Raw genomic sequence first — 18,745 nt, 5'->3', positions numbered from 1 at the left:
CAGGTGGTCTACACCACTCACTGGTGTAGACCTGTTGTAGCACGGTGAAGGTGACATAAGGAACCTGTGATTCCTGTGTGCTGGGCCATATCCGGAAAAGGCCGACGAAAGGCCCCCGGACCCGAGGTCCGAGGGCCTTGCGGAGGGGCCCGGGCGCTACGGTGCCGAGGAGTCACGCCTTCGTCTGCTCCCGGTCCAACGCCTCCGCCTCCTCCTCCGGCTCCCGCCCCGGCGTCGCCAGATCGAACTTCACGATCACGAAGCGGAACACGAAGTAGTACACGACCCCGAAGCCCAGACCGATCAGCAGGATCAGCCACGGCTTCGTCGCCAGGCTCCAGTTGATGACGTAGTCGATCAGCCCCGCCGAGAAGCTGAAGCCGTCCTTCACGCCCAGCGCCCACGTCACCGCCATCGAGACACCGGTGAGCACCGCGTGCAGCGCGTACAGCAGCGGGGCGATGAAGAGGAACGAGTACTCGATCGGCTCGGTGATGCCCGTGACGAACGACGTCAGACCGACCGAGAGCATCATGCCGCCGACCACCTTGCGCCGCTCCGGCCGCGCGCAGTGCGTGATCGCCAGCGCCGCCGCCGGCAGCGCGAACATCATGATCGGGAAGAACCCCGAGGTGAACTGGCCCGCCGACGGGTCACCCGCGAGGAACCGGTTGATGTCACCGTGCACCATCGTGCCGTCCGGCTTCGTGTAGTCACCGAACTGGAACCACACGAACGTGTTCAGGAACTGATGCAGGCCCACCGTGAGCAGCGCGCGGTTCGCGACGCCGAAGATGCCGGAGCCCAGCCAGCCCAGATCCACCAGCCACTTCGAGAAGCTCGTCAGCGCGTCACCGATCGGCGGCCAGATCCAGACGCACAGCCCCGCGAAGACCAGCCCGACGAAGGCCATGATGATCGGCACCAGGCGGCGGCCGTTGAAGAAGCCGAGCCAGTCGACCAGCTTCACGCGGTGGTAGCGCTGCCAGAACCACGCGGCCAGCAGCCCCATCACGATGCCGCCGAACACCCCGGGATTCTGGTACGCCGCCTGCGCGACCGTCCCGTCCTCCGCGACGCAGACGCCGCCCCACATCCCGGCGGCGGAGAAGGTGGTGTCGGTGGGGCAGTCGTCGGGGAAGGCGCGGAGCACCGCGTAGTAGACGAGGAAGCCCGCGACCGCGGCGAGCGCCGTGGAGCCGTCCGACTTCTTCGCCATGCCGATCGCGACGCCGATGCAGAACAGCAGCGGCAGGCCGAGCGAGGAGTCGAGCAGGGAACCGCCCGCCGCCGCGAAGACCTTGGCGACGTTCGTCCAGCCGAGCCCGTCGTCGCCGAAGACGTCCGGCTGGCCGAGGCGGTTGAGGATGCCGGCGGCCGGCAGGACCGCGATGGGGAGCTGGAGGCTGCGGCCCATCTTCTGCAAGCCCTGGAACAGGCCGTTCCACCACTTCTTCCGTGGCTTCTTCCGTGGGGCCGCGGCAGCGTCGGAACTCATCGGCGTCCTCCCGGGACAGGCCTGGTTTGGCGGTCGTCGAAAACTGGTGTAGACCAGTTGAGAACGGGTGAGAGCGCCGCCTCGACGGGAACCGGCATGAGGCGACACCTTGATCGTCATCATTGGGCACGCGTGCCGTATCCGCCCGCGAAGATGGTCCAACCGTGCGTTAACGTGACATAGCGGACCTGCGGCGCGCTGAGGGCCGCGTCCTTTGGAACCAGGGAGAAACACATGGCCAGCAAGGCTGAGAAGATCGTCGCCGGGCTCGGCGGCATCGACAACATCGAAGAGGTCGAGGGCTGCATCACCCGCCTCCGCACCGAGGTCAACGACCCGAGCCTCGTCGACGACGCCGCGCTGAAGGCCGCCGGCGCCCACGGCGTCGTCAAGATGGGCACCGCGATCCAGGTCGTCATCGGCACCGACGCCGACCCGATCGCCGCGGACATCGAAGACATGATGTGAGTTCCTGAACCGCAGGGCTCCACGGCTGCACGGCCGCAGGGCTGCACGGCTGCACGGACGAGGGCCTTCCCCTGACCGGGGAAGGCCCTCACCCATGTCCCGATAGGCTCAGCCCATGTCCTCTACGCCCGCCCCCCGCATCGACGGCCGCACCCCCCAGCAACTCCGCCCCATCACCATCGAACGCGGCTGGAGCAAGCACGCCGAGGGCTCCGTCCTCATCTCCTTCGGCGACACCAAAGTCTTCTGCACCGCCTCCGTCACCGAGGGCGTCCCGCGCTGGCGCAAGGGCAGCGGCGAGGGCTGGGTCACCGCCGAGTACTCGATGCTGCCCCGCTCCACCAACACCCGCGGCGACCGCGAAGCCGTCCGCGGCAAGATCGGCGGCCGCACCCACGAGATCTCCCGCCTCATCGGCCGCAGCCTGCGCGCCGTCATCGACTACAAGTCCCTCGGCGAGAACACCATCGTCCTCGACTGCGACGTCCTCCAGGCCGACGGCGGCACCCGCACCGCCGCCATCACCGGCGCCTACGTCGCCCTCGCCGACGCCGTCGCCTGGGCCCAGGGCAAGAAGCTCGTCAAGGCAGGCCGCAAGCCCCTCACCGACACCGTCTCGGCCGTCTCCGTCGGCATCGTCGGCGGCGTCCCCCTCCTCGACCTCTGCTACGAGGAGGACGTGCGGGCCGAGACCGACATGAACGTCGTCTGCACCGGCGACGGCCGCTTCGTCGAGGTCCAGGGCACCGCCGAGGCCGAGCCCTTCGACCGCAAGGAGCTCAACGCGCTCCTCGACCTCGCCGTCGGCGGCTGCGAGGACCTCGCCGCCCTCCAGCGCGAGGCGCTCGAAGCGACACGGTGACGATCACGCGGCGGTGACCTTCGCCGCGCACGCAACCAACGACCCCCTGACGGGCGTTGTTACAAGTAGTCACGAGTACGGGCGCACGGGCACCACCGTGCGCCCGTACGCACCTTGGGGAGGGACCGAACCATGGCCGCGCGCCACCGTCGTATCGCCACCACCGTCGCCGCCGTACTGATCGCCGTACCGGCCGGTGTCGGCCTCGTCGGCTGCAGCGCCGTCGAAAAGGCCCTGGACTGCGTCCAGACCGCCGACACCATCGCCGACAGCGTCACCGACCTCCAGCAGGCCGTCGAGAACGCCGCCGACAACCCCGCCGAGGCCGACCGGGCCCTCGACGACATCGGCAAGAACCTCGACAAGATCAGCGACAAGACCGACGACACCGACGTGAACAAGGCGGTCGACGACCTCGACAAGGCCGTCGACAACGTGCGCGAGGCCATCAAGAGCGGTGACGGCACCCCTGACGTGGGTCCCGTCACCGACGCGGCGGGCGAACTGACGAAGGTCTGCACGCCGTAGCGGACCCGTCGTGCCCCCCGGATGCTTGCTTGGATACTGGGGGCATGACCCGCCTCATCCTCGCCACCCGCAACAACGGCAAGATCACGGAACTGAGGGCGATCCTCGCCGACGCAGGCCTCACCCATGAGCTCGTCGGCGCGGACGCCTACCCCGAGATCCCCGACGTCAAGGAAACCGGCGTCACCTTCGCCGAGAACGCCCTGCTCAAGGCGCACGCCCTCGCCCAGGCCACGGGTCTGCCCGCCGTGGCCGACGACTCCGGCCTCTGCGTCGACGTCCTCGGCGGCGCCCCCGGTATCTTCTCCGCCCGCTGGGCGGGCCGCCACGGAGACGACGCCGCGAACCTGTCCCTCCTCCTGGCCCAGCTGTCCGACATCGCCCCGGAACACCGCGCCGCCCACTTCGCCTGCGCGGCGGCCCTGGCCCTGCCGGACGGCACGGAACGGGTGGTGGAGGGCCAACTGCGCGGCACCCTGCGCACCGCCCCCTCGGGCTCGGGCGGCTTCGGCTACGACCCGATCCTCCAGCCGGAGGGCGAGACGCGCACGTGCGCGGAGCTGACGGCGGAGGAGAAGAACGCGATCAGCCATCGCGGCAAGGCGTTCCGGGGGCTGGTGTCGGTGGTGCGGGAGTTGTTGGGCTGAGGGGCCGCACATGCCGAAGGCCCGGCTCGCGTGGTGCGGGCCGGGCCTTCGGTCTGGTGGTACGCCCGGTCGGATTCGAACCGACAGACACGTCGACCTAAACGACGCCGCTCAGCCTTTGGCGTACGGGCGCAGGTCGCTGTACAGCTTACTGTCCCTGCGGGCGCGTGCGGGAGCGAACGGCGAAAGATGTCGTCTGGCTGTGGCATCACGGGCAGAGGTACCGCAGATTCTCGCGCCTGGTGTCCAGCCGGTCGCCGTTGATGTGGTCGATCTCCAGGACCAGGGGGGGCGAGGTCAGAACCGCGGAGCCGTCGCCTGGGCCTCGACCAGTTCCGCCGCCTCCTCCTTCGTCTCCACCGACGGTGGTGAACCCGACAGCGGCTTCTGGGCCGTTTCCTTCATGCAGGCCACCGCGATGACGCCGACGACCGCCGCTGCCATCGAGTAGTACGCCGGGACCATGTCCGTACCCGTGACGCTGATCAGGGACGTGATCACCAGGGGCGCCGTGCCGCCGAAGAGGGAGGCGGAGAGGTTGTAGCCCACGGAGAGGGAGCCGTAGCGGACCGAGGTGGGGAAGAGGGCCGGGAGCGTCGCCGACATCGTGCCGAGGAGGCAGACCAGGGAGAGGCCGAGCAGGAGCATGCCGCCCGAGACCGCGAGCAGGCTGCCCTGCTTGATGAGGAGGAAGGACGGGAGGGAGAGGAACAGGAAGCCCAGCATTCCCGTCATCAGCAGCGGCTTGCGGCCGAAGCGGTCGGAGAGCCTGCCGACCTGGTTCATGATCAGCATCAGGACGATCATCGTGCCGATGAGGATCAGCAGGCCGTGGGAGTCGTCGTAGCCGAGCTCGTCGGAGAGGTACGTCGGCATGTACGACAGCAGCATGTAGTCGGTGACGTTGTACGCGCCGACGAGCGCGACGCAGAGGATCAGCGTCGGCCAGTGCCGCCGGAAGATCTTCGCCAGGTCGCCCTTGGCCGTGGTCTCCACGGTGGAGGCGCCTTCGGACGCCGAGTGGAAGCTGGCGTCCTCCAGCTTCTGGAAGGCGGGCGTCTCGTCGAGCTTGAGGCGCAGGTAGAGGCCGACGAGGCCCAGGGGACCCGCGACCAGGAACGGTACGCGCCAGCCCCAGGACTCCATGGTGTCCGCGCCGAGCGTGGTGTTCAGGATGAGGACCAGACCGGCCGCGCCGGTGTAGCCGGCCAGGGTGCCGAGCTCCAGGAAGCTGCCGAAGTAGCCGCGGCGCTTGTCGGGGGCGTACTCGGCGATGAAGGTGGACGCGCCGCCGTACTCACCGCCCGTGGAGAAGCCCTGGACGAGGCGGAAGAAGATCAGCAGGACCGGGGCCCAGAAGCCGATCGTGGCGTAGGACGGGATCAGGCCGATGGCGAGCGTGCCGATCGCCATCATGATCATCGTCAGCGCGAGGACCTTCTTGCGGCCGATCTTGTCGCCCATCGGGCCGAACACCATGCCGCCGATGGGCCGGACCAGGAAGGAGACCGCGAAGGTCGCGAAGGAGGAGATCAGCTGGACCGTGTCGTTCCCGGAAGGGAAGAAGACGTGGCCGATGGTGACGGCCAGGTAGCTGTAGATGCCGAAGTCGAACCACTCCATGGCGTTGCCGAGCGAGGCGGCCTTGACCGCCCGCTTGACCGCGGCTTCGTCCGTGACCGTGATGTCGGTGCGGCGCAGCGGCGGGTTCTTGCGCCGTTTGGCGGCCCGGAACAGTGTGCGGTGGCGTCTGATCGCCTCGGTATCGGCCGCGGTCTCGTCGTGGGCCGCCATGGAGTGGTTCCTTTCGTTCTTCGGACGTGCTCCCCCGAAAATCCCCTCCGGCTCACTTGCTCGGTCATCGCCGATGCAAACGGAAGCCCCCTGTGAGGGGGGCTTTGTCACAGTGTGGGCCGACGGCAGGGCCGGTGTCGGGGCCGCGGGAGCCGTCGGTCAGACGCCGAGGTCCCTGATGATCTTGGCGACGTGGCCGGTCGCCTTCACGTTGTAGAAGGCGTGCTCGACCTTGCCCTGTTCGTCGACGACGACGGTGGAGCGGATGACGCCGGTCACCGTCTTGCCGTAGAGCTTCTTCTCACCGAAGGCGCCGTAGGCCTCCAGGGTCTCCTTGGAGGGGTCGCCGACCAGCGTGACCTTGAGGTTCTCCTGCTCGCGGAACTTCGCGAGCTTCTCCGGCTTGTCCGGCGACACGCCGATGACGTCGTATCCGGCCGCGGCGAGGACGTCGAGGTTGTCGGTGAAGTCGCAGGCCTGCTTGGTGCAGCCGGGGGTGAGGGCGGCCGGGTAGAAGTAGACGATGACCTTGCGGCCCTTGTGGTCGGCCAGCGAGACGTCCTTGCCGTCGGCGTCGGGCAGGGTGAAGGCGGGGGCGGTGTCGCCGGGCTGAAGTCGCTCGCTCATCTTCGGTCTCCTCGCGGTGGGCATGCGTAAAAGGTGTGGTGACGGAGTCGAGCGTAATAGGGGTGCCGTGGGGTGCGGCGCGCGTGAAGCTGACAGACTGTGGTCACGGATCACGTCCACATCATCGATACGACCTGGAGGCAGCGCGGTGTCGGATGCCAGGACCCCTGCGCAGATCGAGGCGGACATCAAGCGCCGGCGCGACCAGCTGGCCGAGACCCTCGACGAGATCGGGGTGCGCGTCCACCCGAAGACGATCGTCGGGGACGCGAAGGCGAGGGTCGTCTCCAGTGTGGACAACTCACTGGGCCGGGCGTACGTCGGGGCGAACCGATTCGTCTCGGACGTGAAGGGCCGGTTCGTCGCGGAGGACGGTTCACCCCGTATCGAGCGGATCGTCCCGGTCGCCCTGGTGGCCGTGGGGCTCGTCGGGCTGTGCGTGGTGGCCTCGCGGCGCCGCGACAGCTGACCCGGTGGGCCGCATACCTGCCCCCGGAGGGCCGCATACCGTGCCGGTGCGGGTAGGTTCGGTGGCGTGAGCGAGAAGACCCACCACGACGACAAGCTGCCCATCCGGATGCTGCACGACCGCGTGCTCGTGCGGCAGGACACCAGTGAGGGCGAGCGGCGCTCCGGCGGCGGCATCCTGATCCCCGCGACCGCGGCCGTGGGCCGCAGGCTCGCCTGGGCCGAGGTGGTCGCCGTCGGGCAGAACGTCCGCACGGTAGAGCCGGGCGACCGGGTGCTGTACGACCCCGAGGACCGCGCCGAGGTCGAGGTGCGGGGCGTGGCGTACGTCCTGATGCGCGAGCGCGATCTGCACGCCGTGGCCGCGGACCGGTTCGAGGGCTCCGAGGACACGACGGGCCTGTATCTGTAGCCGGGCCCGCCAAGGACCTTCGGCAAGGGGCTGGTGACCACTGTCACCGGCCCCTTACGCATGCCTTTGCTACGATGGAAGCACCCCGACGAGACGCGCCGTACCGGGTTTCCGCAAAGACGACGCGCCCCCATCAGGCGACACGCGCCCGGCGCGTGTCCTACTCGTCGGAGGTGCCGTCATGGCCTGGGTTCTGTTGATCGTCGCCGGTCTGCTCGAAGTGGGCTGGTCGATCGGGATGAAGTACACCGACGGATTCACCCGGCTGTGGCCCAGCGTGTTCACGGGCGCGGGCATCGTCGCGAGCATGCTGCTGCTGTCGTACGCCGCCAGGTCGCTGCCCATCGGTACCGCGTACGGCGTGTGGGTGGGCATCGGTGCCGCGGGCGCGGCGGTGCTCGGCATGGTGATCCTGGGTGAGCCGGTCACCGCCGCGCGGATCTTCTTCGTCTGCTTGCTGCTGGTGGCCGTGGTCGGCCTGAAGGCGACCTCCGGGCACTGACCCGGCCCGGGGCGGCGGGCGCTAGTCGTCCGTCAGGGCGCCGATCGCGCCGCCGTCCGAGGCGCCGCCGTCGTCGGTGGCTCCTCCCGCGTCGGTGCCGCCGTCCGTCGGGCCGCCCGGGGTTCCTCCGTCGGCCGTTCCGCCGTCGGTGGCGCCGCCGTCCGTGGTGGCTCCGCCGTCGGTCTGGTCACCCGTCTGGCCGCCGGTGGCCGGTCCGCCGGTGTCCGTGCCGCCGTCGGTGGTGGTCGCGCCGCCGGTGTCCGTGCCGCCGCCGGTGGTGGTGGCGCCGCCCGTGCCGGTGCCGCCGTCCGTCGTGCCGCCGTCGGTGGGGCCGCCCTCGGTGGGCTTGCCGCTCTCCGGGGGCAGCGTGCCGCCGGTGGTGGTCGGGTCGGGCGGCAGCGGCAGGTCAGCGCCCTGCTCCAGCTCCAGGTCGAAGTCCTTGACCGGCTTGCCCTCCAGGGCGGCCTTGGTGAACTGCGCCCAGACGCGGGCCGGGTAGGCGCCGCCGTTGATGCGGGTCTCGCCGAGGGCGCCGTACAGCGGGGTATGCGCGCCGGTCTCCGGGTCCTGGCCCATGACGGCGACCACGGTGGCGAGGTCGGGGGTGTAGCCGGCGAACCAGGCCGCCGTGTCGTTCTCTGCGGTGCCGGTCTTGCCCGCGGCGGGCCGCCCCGCGCCCTGGGCGGCGGTGCCGGTGCCGCCCTGGACGACGCTCTGCAGGATGGACGTGGTGGTGTCGGCGGCCTCGCGGGTGACGGTCTGCTTGGTGGCCTGCTCCGGCAGCTCGACCTCCTCGCCGCCCTTGGTGACCTTCTCGACGATCGTGTACGTGCCGTGCTTGCCGTGGTTGGCCAGGGTCGCGTACGCCTCGGTCATGTCCAGGACGCTCGCGGTGGAGGGGCCGAGCGCGATGGAGGGGGACGCGGTGAGGTCGGGGGTGGTCTTCGGGACGCCGAGGGCGATCGCGGTGTCCTTGACCTTGTCGGCGCCGACGTCGACGGCCATCTGCGCGTACACCGAGTTCACCGACTTGTCGGTGGCCTCGCGGACGGTGGTCTCGCCGTAGGAGACCTGGTCCTCGTTCTCGGGGGCGTACGTGCCGCCGCTCCAGCCCTGCACGGGACGCTTGTTGGTGCCGTCGTACACGGTGTTGGGGGTGATGGGGCGGCCGTCCTGGGTGACCGAGCCGTTCTCCACCGCCGAGGTGAACACGAACGGCTTGAACGTCGAGCCGACCTGGTAGTCGCGGCGCGTGGCGTTGTTGACGTACTGCTTGGTGTAGTCGATGCCGCCGTACATCGCGACGACCTTGCCGGTGGCCGGGTCGATGGAGGCGCCGCCCGCGCGGACGTTGCGGTCCACCTTGCGGGCGTCCTTGTCGACCTTCGACATCACCTGGTCGTCGACGGCCTTCTTGAAGGCGTCCTGGCGGTCCTTCTGGAGCGTGGTGGTGATGCGGTAGCCGCCCTTGGCGAGGGTGTCCTCATCGATGATCTTGTTGGTGGTGAGGTAGTCCTCGACGGCCTTCACGACATAGCCGCGCTGCCCGGACAGGCCCGCCGCGCCCTTGGCCTCGTCGGGCATCGGGAACTTCGCCTTCGCCCGGTCCGCCTTGCCGAGCCAGCCCTCCTTGACCATGCCGTCCAGGACGTAGTTCCAGCGGCCCGCCGCGCGCTGCTTGTTCTCGGGGTGCGTGGCGACGTCGTACGCGTTGGGGGAGTTGAGCAGGGTCGCGAGGTAGGCGCCCTCGGCGGTGGAGAGGTCCTTGACGTTCTTGCCGTAGTACGCCTGGGCGGCGGCCTGCACGCCGTACGCGTTGCGGCCGAAGTAGCTGGTGTTCAGGTAGCCGGAGAGGATGTCGTCCTTGCTCACCTCGCGGTCCAGCTTGATGGAGATGAAGAACTCCTTCACCTTGCGGGTGACCGTCTGCTCCTGGCCCAGGTAGTAGTTCTTCACGTACTGCTGGGTGATCGTGGAGCCGGACTGCTTGCCCTTGCCGGTGACGGTGTTCCAGGCCGCGCGGACCATCGCCTTCGGGTCGACCGCGGACTCGCTGTGGAAGTCGCGGTCCTCGGCGGCGAGGACGGCGCGCTGGACGTGCAGGGGGACTTCGGACAGCGGGACGTTCTCGCGGTTGACCTTTCCGTCACGCGCGATCTCCGTCCCGTCCTCGTACAGGTAGACGTTGCTCTGCTTGGTCGCCGCGGCGTTGGCCGGGGGGATCTCCACCAGCAGGTAGCCGGCCAGGAAGGCGCCCACGCAGAGCAGGGCCAGCAGCAGGAAGCCGCCGAGGACCATGCGCCAGGTCGGGAAGAGCCGCCGCCAGCCCGTGCGCTTGGGGCGCTTCGGCTTCTTGGCCTTGCCGGTCCCGGTGGCCTCGCCACCGTCCCCGGCGGGGCCCTGCTGCTGCGGCTCGTCGCTCATGTCTTGCGGAACTCCCGGTTAGCGTCGTACGTCCAGTACGCCTCGTAACCCCCATTGCACACTGTCGCCACAGGAGTCGACACCAGGCACGCGCCCCCGAGGCGAAAATGCCTGGCGCGTGCGATCCCGGTCACAGTACGATCCTGCGCTTTGGCCCGATTCGGGACGAGGCTCACTGTGAAAGGGATGCACGTGCGCGCAGGACGGTTCCGTCTGTACGCCGCCGTCGCCGAAGGAGGGTTCCGCAGATACGCCACTTACCGGGTCGCGACCGCGGCAGGAGTGTTCACCAACACCGTCTTCGGGCTGATCCTCGCCTACACCTACCTCGCGCTCTGGGACGAGCGGCCCGGCCTCGGCGGGTACGACCAGGCGCAGGCCGTCACCTTCGTCTGGCTCGGGCAGGCCCTGCTCACGGTCATGGCGCTGATGGGCGGCGGCTTCGAGGGCGAGCTGATCGAGCGGATCCGCACCGGTGACATCGCCGTCGACCTCTACCGGCCCGCCGACCTCCAGGCCTGGTGGCTGGCGAGCGACCTGGGCCGCGCCCTCTTCCAGCTCCTCGGGCGCGGCGTCCTGCCGATGGCGGCCGGCGCGCTCGTCTTCGACCTGGCGCTGCCCGCCGATCCGCTGCGCTGGCTCGCGTTCCTCACGGCCGTCGTGCTCGGCGCCCTCGTCAGCTTCGCGCTGCGCTTCCTGGTGGCGCTCTCCGCGTTCTGGACCATGGACGGCGCGGGCGTCAGCCAGGTGGCGATGCTCGCGGGCACCTTCTTCTCCGGGATGCTCCTGCCGCTGAACGTCTTCCCCGGGGCGCTCGGCGAGGTCGCCCGCGCGCTGCCCTGGTCGGCGCTGCTCCAGGTCCCCGCGGACGTGTTCCTCGGCCGGCACACCGGCCTCGACCTGATACGCATGTACGCCTTCCAGCTCGGCTGGGCCGCGGCGCTGCTGACCGCCGGGCGGCTGCTCCAGGCCGTGGCGACCCGACGGGTGGTGGTCCAGGGTGGCTGACCCGTCCCGGGTGCGCTTCCGGCGGGCCCAGGTGCGCGACGGCCTGCGCGCCTACCGGCTGATCTCCGCCATGTGGGTCCGCTCCCTCATGGCCTACCGCCTGTCCTTCGCGATGACCGCGCTCGGCAACTTCGCGGTGACCGCCTTCGACTTCGCGGCGATCCTGCTGATGTTCTCCCAGGTGGACCGGCTCGGCGGCTACTCGCTGGCCGAGATCGCCTTCCTGTACGGCGCCTCGTGCACCGCCTTCGGCCTCGCCGACCTCTCGCTGGGCTCCATGGACCGCCTCGGCAAGCGGGTGCGCGACGGCACCCTCGACACGCTCCTCGTGCGGCCCGCCCCGGTCATCGCCCAGGTCGCCGCCGACCGCTTCGGGCTGCACCGGATCGGCCGGCTCACGCAGGGCGCGCTCGTCCTCACGTACGCGCTGGTGGTCCTGGACATCGACTGGACCGTGGTGAAGGTCCTGACGGTGCCGATGATGCTGCTCGGCGGGGCGGGGATCTTCGGGGCGCTGTTCGTGGCGGGCGCGGCCTTCCAGTTCGTGGCGCGGGACGCGGCCGAGGTGCAGAACGCCTTCACGTACGGCGGCACGACGCTGCTCCAGTACCCGCCGACCGTCTTCGCCAAGGACCTGGTGCGCGGCGTCACCTTCGTCCTGCCGCTCGCCTTCGTGAACTGGCTGCCCGCCCTGTACGTCCTCGGGCGGCCCTATCCGCTCGACCTGCCGGTGTGGGTGGCGTTCACGCCGCCGCTGGTGGCCGCGGGCTGCCTCGCCCTCGCCGGGCTCGCCTGGCGCACGGGTCTTCGTTCGTACCGCAGCACAGGGAGCTGACGCCTCATGGAAACCGACCTCATCGAGCTGGACGGCGTCGAGAAGGTCTTCGACGTCCGCAGGAAGACGGGCTTCCTGCGGCGCGAGCGGCACGAGGTGCGGGCGGTCGACGGCATCTCCTTCACCGTGCCGCGCGGCGAGATGGTGGGCTACATCGGGCCGAACGGCGCGGGAAAGTCGACGACGATCAAGATGCTGACGGGGATCCTGACGCCGAGCGGCGGCCGGCTGCGCGTGGCGGGCATCGACCCGTCCCGCGACCGCACCCGCCTCGCCCGGCGCATCGGCGTGGTCTTCGGCCAGCGCACCACCCTCTGGTGGGACCTGCCGCTCATCGACTCGTACCGCCTGACGCACCGCATGTACCGCATCCCGGACGCCCGCTACCGCGAGAACCTCGACCGGTGCGTGGAGCTGCTCGAACTGGGCGCGCTGCTGGACGTGCCCGTGCGCCAGCTCTCGCTCGGCCAGCGGATGCGCGGCGACATCGCGGCGGCGCTCCTGCACGACCCGGAGGTGCTCTACCTGGACGAGCCGACGATCGGCCTTGACGTCATCAGCAAGGCGAAGGTGCGCCAGTTCCTGCGTGATCTGAACGCGGAGTCCGGCACCACCGTCCTGCTCACCACCCATGACCTCACTGACATCGAGCAGCTCTGCAAGCGCGTGATGGTCATCGACCACGGGCGCCTGATGTACGACGGTCCGCTGGCCGGCCTGCACGAGGTGGGTGAGAGCGAGCGCACCCTCGTCGTGGACCTGGAGCGTGAACTGCCGCCCATCGAGGTCGAGTCGGCGCGGGTGGTGAAGGTGGAGGGCCCGCGCCAGTGGCTCGCCTTCCCGGCGGCGGAGTCGGCGGCTCCCCTTGTCGCGCGGATCGCGGACCGGTACCCCATGGTCGATCTCTCGGTCAGGGAGCCGGACATCGAGGCGGTCATCGCCAAGATGTACGCGGACAAGGTGACCTCGTAGGCTGCCCCTCATGAGTGACGCTGCATCCTCCGGGGGAACATCGCACGGACCCGCCGGGCCCGAACTGCCCGACCTGCGGGCCGCCGACGCCGACCGTGAGCGGGTCGCCGAGCTGCTGCGGGACGCGCTGGCCGAGGGCCGCCTCGACATGTCGGAGTTCGAGGAGCGCCTGGACGCCACGTACAAGGCCCGCACCTACGGCGAGCTGGAGCCGATCACCCGCGACCTGCCCACGCACGGGGCCGCCAAGGTGTCCATGGTGAAGCGGCCCGGGAGCCCCGAGAGCGATGCCCCGGCCACCATCGACTGGGCGGGGCGGATGGTGGACGGCGAACCGTCCTCGGTCGGCGGCTTCGCCTTCTGGAGCGGGTTCAGCCGCAAGGGCGGCTGGGTCGTGGGGCGGCAGTTCACCGCGTTCGCGATGTGGGGCGGCGGCGAGATCGACCTGCGCGAGGCGTACTTCACCGAGCGCGACGTGGAGATCCGCTGCTTCACCGTGATGGGCGGCCTCCAGGTCATCGTGCCGCCCGAGATGAACGTCGTCGTCCGCGGCTTCGGGATCATGGGCGGCTTCGACGACAAGGCGACCGGTGTGGGCACCCCCGGCTCGCCCCGCGTGGTCGTCAAGGGCTTCGCCCTGATGGGCGGCGTCGGCGTCGACCGCAAGCTGCGCAAGGCCGAGAAGCTGCGGCTCAAGGAGGAGCGGCGGCGCGAGAAGCTGGAGCGCCGGGAGGCGCGTCGTGCGGCGCAGCTGGAGCGGCATCGCCTGGGGCACGGGGAGCGGCATGAGTTGCATGCGCGTAAGCGTGAGAAGCGGCGGGAGGGGCCGCCGCGGGTGACTGGGTCGCAGGATGTGCCGCAGGACAGCCCTGGGGATTCGCAGTAGGGGGTCTTGGGTGGCCGGCGTCGGGCGTCCGCGGGCCGTGTGGGGCTGGTCGCGCAGTTCCCCGCGCCCCTGTGGGGGCGGCCCCGAGGCGGCCCGCGGACGAAGGGGCCGTCAGAGTTGTGCCGCCGCCGAGCCCTTGAGGTGCGAGAGGTTGAAGGTCTCCGCCATCTTGCGGTAGCCCGCGTCGGACGGGTGCAGGTGGTCGCCCGAGTCGTACTGCTCGCGCAGCGTGCGCGGGTCGTACGGGTCGCGCAGGGCGCGGTCGAAGTCGACGAACTCGTCGAAGACCCGGCCCGAGCGGATCTGCTCGTTCACCGACTGGCGGACCGCTTCGAGCGCGGGCTCGTAGCCGCGGTGGCCGCCGAACGGCATCAGCGTCGCGCCGACGACGCGCAGGCCGCGCGTGTGCGCCTGCCGGGTCAGCTCGCGCAGGCCCTCGACGATGCGGTCCGGGTCGTTCTGGTGCGGGTTGCGCAGGATGTCGTTGACGCCGAGGGCTATGACCACGGCCTTCACGCCCGTGCGGTCGAGCACGTCACGGTCGAAGCGGGAGAGGCCCGACGGGTTGACGGCGGGCCGCCCGCGGCCGTCGGACAGGATGCGGTTGCCGCTGATGCCCTGGTTGACGACGCCGTAGCGGGGCGCGCCCGACTCCTCGCGCAGGCGGTCGGCGAGGACGTCGGTCCAGCGGCGGTTGGCGCCCATCGTGGACGTGATGCCGTCGGTGATGGAGTCGCCGAAGACGACGACGGTGCCGTCGGTCTCGGTGCTCAGCACGTCGACCGCGGAGAGGTAGCGCCAGTAGGGGCTCTGCTCGGTGTAGGCGTCGCCCGCCGCGTCCTCGGTGCGGTCGCCCTCGGCGACGAAGCTGATCTGGCGCGCGTGCGGGTGGTACGTCACCGGGCCCGAGGGCGTCGGCGAGTACGTCGTCACCAGCAGGTCGCTGTCGTGCGGGACCCGCAGCCGGGCACCGTCGCTCATCACCTGGGCGCCCGGCGGGATCACCACCGAGGTGTTGCCGTTGAACGTGAGGCGGCGCAGCGTGCCGGGGGCCGCGGCCGGGTCGTTCGACGCGGAGGCCAGCGCGACGGAGGCGTGGGTGATGCTCAGCGGCGTGGTTCCGTAGAGGTTCGACAGGGTGATGCGGACGCTCTCGCCGCCGACGCTGGTGTGCACGACGTTGCGGATGGAGCGGCCTGCGAACCCCTTGCGTTCCGTGCCCGGTTCGTACCCCGCGGGCGAGGCGGACCAGGAGCCGACCCAGGTGCCGGAGGAGGCGGGGGCGGCGGAGTTGCGGGGGCCCTGCGGACCCGCGCTGATGGTGTCCTGCGAGCCGTCGTCGGTGCCGGCGACGCCGACGTATATGGCGGCGGAAATCACCACTATGACCGCGATGACCGCGGCGAGAAGGGCATAACCGTGTCGCTTGGTCATGCGGGCTCTGTCTCCTCGGGCAGGGGGAGCCCCGAGGCTCCGGTGTGATCATCCCATGATGCGGCATGGTCCGTGAGGCGGCCGACACTGCCCCCCTCCGCTCTTTGAGACGCCGGGAACTTGTCGTTCGTTCCAGGAGTAGGGAGGAAGGGACGGAGAACACATGACGCGGAATCATGCGGATGAGGACGAGGCGAACGGGCCAGGTGGAGTGAGTGCAGAGCGCAAATGCGGAGAAAAGGCCTGAATCGGGTGATGGCCGCCTATCGGGTGAAGGCGGTCCGATCGGAGTGCCCTCGGCGGCTCCGGTGACCCCGGCGGCCCCCGGTGGCTTCACCTACAGCCCCGCCGACGAGGAGAAGCGGCGCGGAGTACGCCGTATGAAGATCACGGCGACGGGACTGCTCGTCTTCGTCGCGCTCGTCTACGTACTGGCGAAGTGGGCACAGCACTCCGGAGCCGGCGCCTGGACGGGGTACGTCGCGGCGGCCGCCGAGGCCGGCATGGTCGGCGCGCTTGCCGACTGGTTCGCCGTGACGGCGCTCTTCCGGCACCCGCTCGGCCTGCCCATCCCGCACACGGCGATCATCCCGAACAAGAAGGACCAGCTGGGCGCCTCCCTCGGTGACTTCGTGGGGGAGAACTTCCTCTCCGCCGACGTCGTACGAGGCCGCCTGCACGCCGTGGGCATCGGCGGCCGCCTCGGCACCTGGCTGGCCCAGCCCGCGCACGCCGACCGCGTGACGGCCGAACTGGCCACGGCGCTCAGGGGCGCGCTGACCGTCCTGCGCGACTCCGACGTGCAGGCCGTCGTCGGCGAGGCCATCACGCGCCGCGCCGACGCCCAGGAGATCGCCCCGGGCATCGGGAAGATGCTGGAGAAGATCGTCGCCGACGGCGGCCACCGCAGGGTCGTCGACCTGGTCTGCGTACGCGCCCACGACTGGCTGGTCGAGCACGCCGACTCGGTGATGGACGCGGTGCAGGGCGGGGCGCCCGGCTGGACCCCGCGGTTCGTCGACAAGAAGGTCGGCGACCGCGTCTACAAGGAACTGCTGCGCTTCGTCACCGAGATGCGGGACATGCCGGAGCACCCCGCGCGCGGGGCCGTCGACCGCTTCCTCGCCGACTTCGCCGCCGACCTCCAGTCCGACTCGGACACGCGGGAGCGCGTGGAGCGCCTCAAGCGGGAGGTCCTCGGGCGCGGTGAGGTGCAGGACCTCATCGCCTCCGCCTGGTCGGCCGTGCGGTCCATGATCGTGGCCGCCGCCGAGGACGAGCGCAGCGAGTTGCGGATGCGCGTGCGGGCCTCGCTGCTCTCGCTCGGCGCCCGGATGGCGCAGGACGGCCGGCTCCAGCAGAAGGTGGACGGCTGGGTCGAGGGCGCGGCGGTGTACGTCGTCACGACCTACCGGGCCGAGATCACCTCCCTGATCACGGACACCGTGGCGGGCTGGGACGCGGAGCACACCTCGAAGAAGATCGAGGCGCACATCGGGCGGGACCTCCAGTTCATCCGGATCAACGGCACGGTGGTCGGCTCTCTGGCGGGGCTGGCGATCTATACGGTGTCGCGGTTGTTCGTGGGGTAGGGCGCTGCCGTCGGCGTGACGTGACGTGACGTTACGTGGCGTGGCGTGGCGTGGCGTGACGGGCTTGGCTTGGGGCCTTCCGGCGGTGGTCGGCGCGCGTGAGGAAGCGTTTGCCGGGCACTCTGGAGTTGCTCACTCGGAGTTGAGGGGGCCGTCGCCCGCGCAGCGCCACCAGTCGGCAGCGGTACGGCGACGTGGGAACAGCGGAAGGAGCCGCCCGCATGACCGCGTCGTCCACGCCCGCCGCGCCCCCGCCGCCTCCTGGCCCTGGCTCCGGCCCCGGCTCGGGCTCCGAGGCCACCGTCACCACGGCCGTGCCGGCCCGCCTCGACCGCCTGCCCTGGTCCCGCTGGCACTGGATGATCGTCATCGGCCTCGGCACGGTCTGGATCCTGGACGGGCTCGAAGTCACCACCGTGGGCAACATCGCGAGCCGCCTCTCCGAGGAGGGCAGCGGCCTGGCGATCAGCTCCGCCCAGGTCACCGGCATCGCGGCGGCCCTGTATGTGGCGGGCGCCTGCGCCGGGGCGCTGTTCTTCGGCCGGCTCACCGACAAGTTCGGCCGCAAGAAGCTGTTCATGGTGACCCTCGCGGTGTACCTCGGCGCCACCGCCCTCACGGCGCTCTCCTTCGACGCCTGGTGGTTCTTCCTCTTCCGGTTCCTGACCGGCTTCGGCATCGGCGGCGAGTACGCGGCCATCAACTCGGCGATCGACGAGCTGATCCCGTCCAAGTACCGCGGCCGCGTCGACCTCATCATCAACGGCAGCTACTGGCTGGGCGCGATCGGCGGCTCGCTGCTCTCCGTCGTCATGCTCAACACCGACATCTTCCCCAAGGATCTCGGCTGGCGGCTCACCTTCGCCATGGGCGTCGTCCTCGGCCTGGTGATCCTCCTCGTACGCCGCCACGTCCCGGAGAGCCCGCGCTGGCAGTTCATCCACGGCCGGGGGGAGGAGGCGGAGGGCCTCGTCTCGGCGGTGGAGAGGGAGATCGAGGCGGAGAAGGGGAAGCCGCTGCCGCCGCCCGCCGGTGAGATCACCATCCACCAGCGCAAGAGCATCGGCTTCGGCCTGATCGCCAAGACGGTCTTCCGCGACTACCCGAAGCGCGCGGTCCTCGGCCTGTCCCTCTTCATCGGACAGGCGTTCCTGTACAACGCGATCACCTTCGGCTTCGGCGCGATCCTGACCAAGTTCTTCGACATCCCCTCGGGCAGCACCGGTTACTACTTCGCCGTCATCGCCGCGGGCAACTTCCTGGGCCCGCTCTTCCTCGGCAAACTGTTCGACACGGTGGGCCGCAGGATCATGATCTCGTCTACGTACATCGTCTCCGGCGTCCTGCTCTTCGTCACGGCCTGGCTCTTCGACCGGGGCTCGCTGAGCGCGGTGACGCTCACGGCGTGCTGGTGCGTCGTCCTGTTCTTCGCGTCGGCGGGCGCGAGCAGCGCGTATCTGACCGTCTCCGAGATCTTCCCGATGGAGACCCGGGCCATGGCCATCGCCTTCTTCTACGCGATCGGCACGGCGGCCGGCGGCATCAGCGGCCCGCTGATCTTCGCCAAGCTGACCGAGTCGGGCGTCGTCGGCGACACGGTCCTCGCCTTCCAGATCGGCGCGGGGCTGATGTGCGCGGCGGGCCTTGTGGCGGCGGCGTTCGCGGTCAAGGCGGAGAGGCGGTCGCTGGAGGACATCGCGGCGCCGCTGTCCATGGTGGCGCCGGAGGCGGGGCCCGGCGGGGGGCGGCAGGGACGGGAGAGCGGGGTGACGCCTTAGCGGGCGCCGC

At 70.2% G+C, this 18,745-nt stretch carries 18 protein-coding genes, 1 tRNA gene, 1 pseudogene and 1 riboswitch; of the genes and pseudogenes, 13 read left to right on the top strand and 7 right to left on the bottom strand.

What is annotated here, in order from left to right; all coding sequences use genetic code 11:
* Positions 1–172 precede the first annotated feature (172 nt).
* The gene (locus KKZ08_RS14550) at positions 173–1,498 is read right to left on the bottom strand and encodes a PTS transporter subunit EIIC (protein ID WP_223774849.1); all 1,326 of its coding nucleotides are present in this window, start codon (positions 1,496–1,498) and stop codon (positions 173–175) included.
* A 234-nt stretch (positions 1,499–1,732) separates the two neighbouring features.
* Here KKZ08_RS14550 and KKZ08_RS14545 point away from each other — a divergent pair, with 234 nt between their 5' ends.
* From KKZ08_RS14545 to rdgB, 4 genes are all read left to right on the top strand, one after another.
* On the top strand, positions 1,733–1,966 hold the full coding sequence (locus tag KKZ08_RS14545; protein WP_160505264.1) for a PTS glucose/sucrose transporter subunit IIB: 234 nt from the start codon (positions 1,733–1,735) through the stop codon (positions 1,964–1,966).
* A gap of 115 nt (positions 1,967–2,081) precedes the next feature.
* The gene (gene rph / locus KKZ08_RS14540; RefSeq protein ID WP_223774848.1) at positions 2,082–2,828 is read left to right on the top strand and encodes a ribonuclease PH; all 747 of its coding nucleotides are present in this window, start codon (positions 2,082–2,084) and stop codon (positions 2,826–2,828) included.
* 132 nt (positions 2,829–2,960) lie between these two features.
* Positions 2,961–3,356: a hypothetical protein gene (locus KKZ08_RS14535; protein WP_223774847.1), complete on the top strand. Its 396-nt coding sequence runs from the start codon at positions 2,961–2,963 to the stop codon at positions 3,354–3,356.
* Between the two features lie 44 nt (positions 3,357–3,400).
* Positions 3,401–4,003, top strand: coding sequence for an RdgB/HAM1 family non-canonical purine NTP pyrophosphatase (gene rdgB, locus KKZ08_RS14530; protein ID WP_223774846.1), 603 nt, complete (start codon positions 3,401–3,403; stop codon positions 4,001–4,003).
* A 57-nt stretch (positions 4,004–4,060) separates the two neighbouring features.
* Here the strand turns inward: rdgB and KKZ08_RS14525 are convergent.
* The 4 genes and pseudogenes from KKZ08_RS14525 to bcp all read right to left on the bottom strand — a co-directional run bounded on the left by KKZ08_RS14525 (position 4,061) and on the right by bcp (position 6,424).
* Positions 4,061–4,136 (bottom strand) — tRNA-Leu (locus tag KKZ08_RS14525).
* A gap of 75 nt (positions 4,137–4,211) precedes the next feature.
* A pseudogene (locus KKZ08_RS14520) lies at positions 4,212–4,289 on the bottom strand (HNH endonuclease); the annotation flags it as partial.
* A gap of 11 nt (positions 4,290–4,300) precedes the next feature.
* Entirely contained in the window at positions 4,301–5,797 is a 1,497-nt protein-coding gene (gene proP / locus KKZ08_RS14515) for a glycine betaine/L-proline transporter ProP (RefSeq protein ID WP_223774845.1), read from the bottom strand.
* A 159-nt stretch (positions 5,798–5,956) separates the two neighbouring features.
* Positions 5,957–6,424, bottom strand: a complete 468-nt coding sequence (gene bcp, locus KKZ08_RS14510; RefSeq protein WP_223774844.1) for a thioredoxin-dependent thiol peroxidase — start codon at positions 6,422–6,424, stop codon at positions 5,957–5,959.
* Between the two features lie 148 nt (positions 6,425–6,572).
* Here bcp and KKZ08_RS14505 point away from each other — a divergent pair, with 148 nt between their 5' ends.
* From KKZ08_RS14505 to KKZ08_RS14495, 3 genes are all read left to right on the top strand, one after another.
* On the top strand, positions 6,573–6,893 hold the full coding sequence (locus tag KKZ08_RS14505; protein WP_223774843.1) for a DUF3618 domain-containing protein: 321 nt from the start codon (positions 6,573–6,575) through the stop codon (positions 6,891–6,893).
* A 66-nt stretch (positions 6,894–6,959) separates the two neighbouring features.
* Positions 6,960–7,304, top strand: coding sequence for a co-chaperone GroES (locus KKZ08_RS14500; RefSeq protein WP_223774842.1), 345 nt, complete (start codon positions 6,960–6,962; stop codon positions 7,302–7,304).
* 63 nt (positions 7,305–7,367) lie between these two features.
* Positions 7,368–7,433: riboswitch (guanidine-III (ykkC-III) riboswitch) on the top strand.
* 52 nt (positions 7,434–7,485) lie between these two features.
* The gene (locus KKZ08_RS14495; RefSeq protein WP_127912809.1) at positions 7,486–7,806 is read left to right on the top strand and encodes a multidrug efflux SMR transporter; all 321 of its coding nucleotides are present in this window, start codon (positions 7,486–7,488) and stop codon (positions 7,804–7,806) included.
* A gap of 21 nt (positions 7,807–7,827) precedes the next feature.
* On the opposite strand, the gene KKZ08_RS14490 is transcribed toward KKZ08_RS14495, so the two are convergent.
* Positions 7,828–10,230, bottom strand: coding sequence for a transglycosylase domain-containing protein (locus KKZ08_RS14490; RefSeq protein WP_223774841.1), 2,403 nt, complete (start codon positions 10,228–10,230; stop codon positions 7,828–7,830).
* Between the two features lie 186 nt (positions 10,231–10,416).
* Here KKZ08_RS14490 and KKZ08_RS14485 point away from each other — a divergent pair, with 186 nt between their 5' ends.
* Genes KKZ08_RS14485 through KKZ08_RS14470 form a run of 4 tightly spaced genes read left to right on the top strand, consistent with a single transcriptional unit; the run spans position 10,417 to position 13,931 of the window.
* The gene (locus tag KKZ08_RS14485) at positions 10,417–11,238 is read left to right on the top strand and encodes an ABC-2 family transporter protein (protein WP_223774840.1); all 822 of its coding nucleotides are present in this window, start codon (positions 10,417–10,419) and stop codon (positions 11,236–11,238) included.
* Entirely contained in the window at positions 11,231–12,073 is an 843-nt protein-coding gene (locus KKZ08_RS14480; protein ID WP_223774839.1) for an ABC transporter permease, read from the top strand. Before KKZ08_RS14485 ends, KKZ08_RS14480 begins: the two co-directional genes overlap by 8 nt.
* A 6-nt stretch (positions 12,074–12,079) precedes the next feature.
* Positions 12,080–13,045, top strand: coding sequence for an ABC transporter ATP-binding protein (locus KKZ08_RS14475; RefSeq protein WP_223774838.1), 966 nt, complete (start codon positions 12,080–12,082; stop codon positions 13,043–13,045).
* 10 nt (positions 13,046–13,055) lie between these two features.
* Positions 13,056–13,931, top strand: coding sequence for a DUF1707 domain-containing protein (locus tag KKZ08_RS14470; RefSeq protein ID WP_223774837.1), 876 nt, complete (start codon positions 13,056–13,058; stop codon positions 13,929–13,931).
* Between the two features lie 111 nt (positions 13,932–14,042).
* Here KKZ08_RS14470 and KKZ08_RS14465 read toward each other — a convergent pair whose 3' ends face one another.
* Positions 14,043–15,365: an SGNH/GDSL hydrolase family protein gene (locus KKZ08_RS14465; protein WP_223774836.1), complete on the bottom strand. Its 1,323-nt coding sequence runs from the start codon at positions 15,363–15,365 to the stop codon at positions 14,043–14,045.
* A 380-nt stretch (positions 15,366–15,745) separates the two neighbouring features.
* On the opposite strand from KKZ08_RS14465, the gene KKZ08_RS14460 reads away from it, so the two are divergent.
* On the top strand, positions 15,746–16,957 hold the full coding sequence (locus KKZ08_RS14460; protein ID WP_223779056.1) for a DUF445 domain-containing protein: 1,212 nt from the start codon (positions 15,746–15,748) through the stop codon (positions 16,955–16,957).
* 221 nt (positions 16,958–17,178) lie between these two features.
* Positions 17,179–18,735 (top strand): MFS transporter, encoded by a 1,557-nt coding sequence (locus tag KKZ08_RS14455; RefSeq protein ID WP_223774835.1) that lies wholly within the window; start codon positions 17,179–17,181, stop codon positions 18,733–18,735.
* Positions 18,736–18,745 lie beyond the last annotated feature (10 nt).

Origin of the sequence: Streptomyces sp. 135 (assembly GCF_020026305.1) — a bacterium.
GTDB lineage: Bacteria > Actinomycetota > Actinomycetes > Streptomycetales > Streptomycetaceae > Streptomyces.
Note: the sequence above shows the minus strand (reverse complement) of the source record. Positions and strands in the feature narration are given on the sequence as shown.

Excerpts from the sequence above, each read along its gene's own strand:
- KKZ08_RS14490 (WP_223774841.1), bottom strand. The coding sequence starts at position 10,230 with ATGAGCGACGAGCCGCAGCAGCAGGGCCCCGCCGGGGACGGTGGCGAG.
- KKZ08_RS14535 (WP_223774847.1), top strand. The coding sequence starts at position 2,961 with ATGGCCGCGCGCCACCGTCGTATCGCCACCACCGTCGCCGCCGTACTG.
- KKZ08_RS14485 (WP_223774840.1), top strand. The coding sequence starts at position 10,417 with ATGCACGTGCGCGCAGGACGGTTCCGTCTGTACGCCGCCGTCGCCGAA.
- proP (WP_223774845.1), bottom strand. The coding sequence starts at position 5,797 with ATGGCGGCCCACGACGAGACCGCGGCCGATACCGAGGCGATCAGACGC.
- rdgB (WP_223774846.1), top strand. The coding sequence starts at position 3,401 with ATGACCCGCCTCATCCTCGCCACCCGCAACAACGGCAAGATCACGGAA.
- KKZ08_RS14470 (WP_223774837.1), top strand. The coding sequence starts at position 13,056 with ATGAGTGACGCTGCATCCTCCGGGGGAACATCGCACGGACCCGCCGGG.
- bcp (WP_223774844.1), bottom strand. The coding sequence starts at position 6,424 with ATGAGCGAGCGACTTCAGCCCGGCGACACCGCCCCCGCCTTCACCCTG.
- KKZ08_RS14460 (WP_223779056.1), top strand. The coding sequence starts at position 15,746 with ATGAAGATCACGGCGACGGGACTGCTCGTCTTCGTCGCGCTCGTCTAC.
- KKZ08_RS14545 (WP_160505264.1), top strand. The coding sequence starts at position 1,733 with ATGGCCAGCAAGGCTGAGAAGATCGTCGCCGGGCTCGGCGGCATCGAC.
- KKZ08_RS14455 (WP_223774835.1), top strand. The coding sequence starts at position 17,179 with ATGACCGCGTCGTCCACGCCCGCCGCGCCCCCGCCGCCTCCTGGCCCT.
- rph (WP_223774848.1), top strand. The coding sequence starts at position 2,082 with ATGTCCTCTACGCCCGCCCCCCGCATCGACGGCCGCACCCCCCAGCAA.
- KKZ08_RS14495 (WP_127912809.1), top strand. The coding sequence starts at position 7,486 with ATGGCCTGGGTTCTGTTGATCGTCGCCGGTCTGCTCGAAGTGGGCTGG.
- KKZ08_RS14550 (WP_223774849.1), bottom strand. The coding sequence starts at position 1,498 with ATGAGTTCCGACGCTGCCGCGGCCCCACGGAAGAAGCCACGGAAGAAG.
- KKZ08_RS14465 (WP_223774836.1), bottom strand. The coding sequence starts at position 15,365 with ATGACCAAGCGACACGGTTATGCCCTTCTCGCCGCGGTCATCGCGGTC.
- KKZ08_RS14475 (WP_223774838.1), top strand. The coding sequence starts at position 12,080 with ATGGAAACCGACCTCATCGAGCTGGACGGCGTCGAGAAGGTCTTCGAC.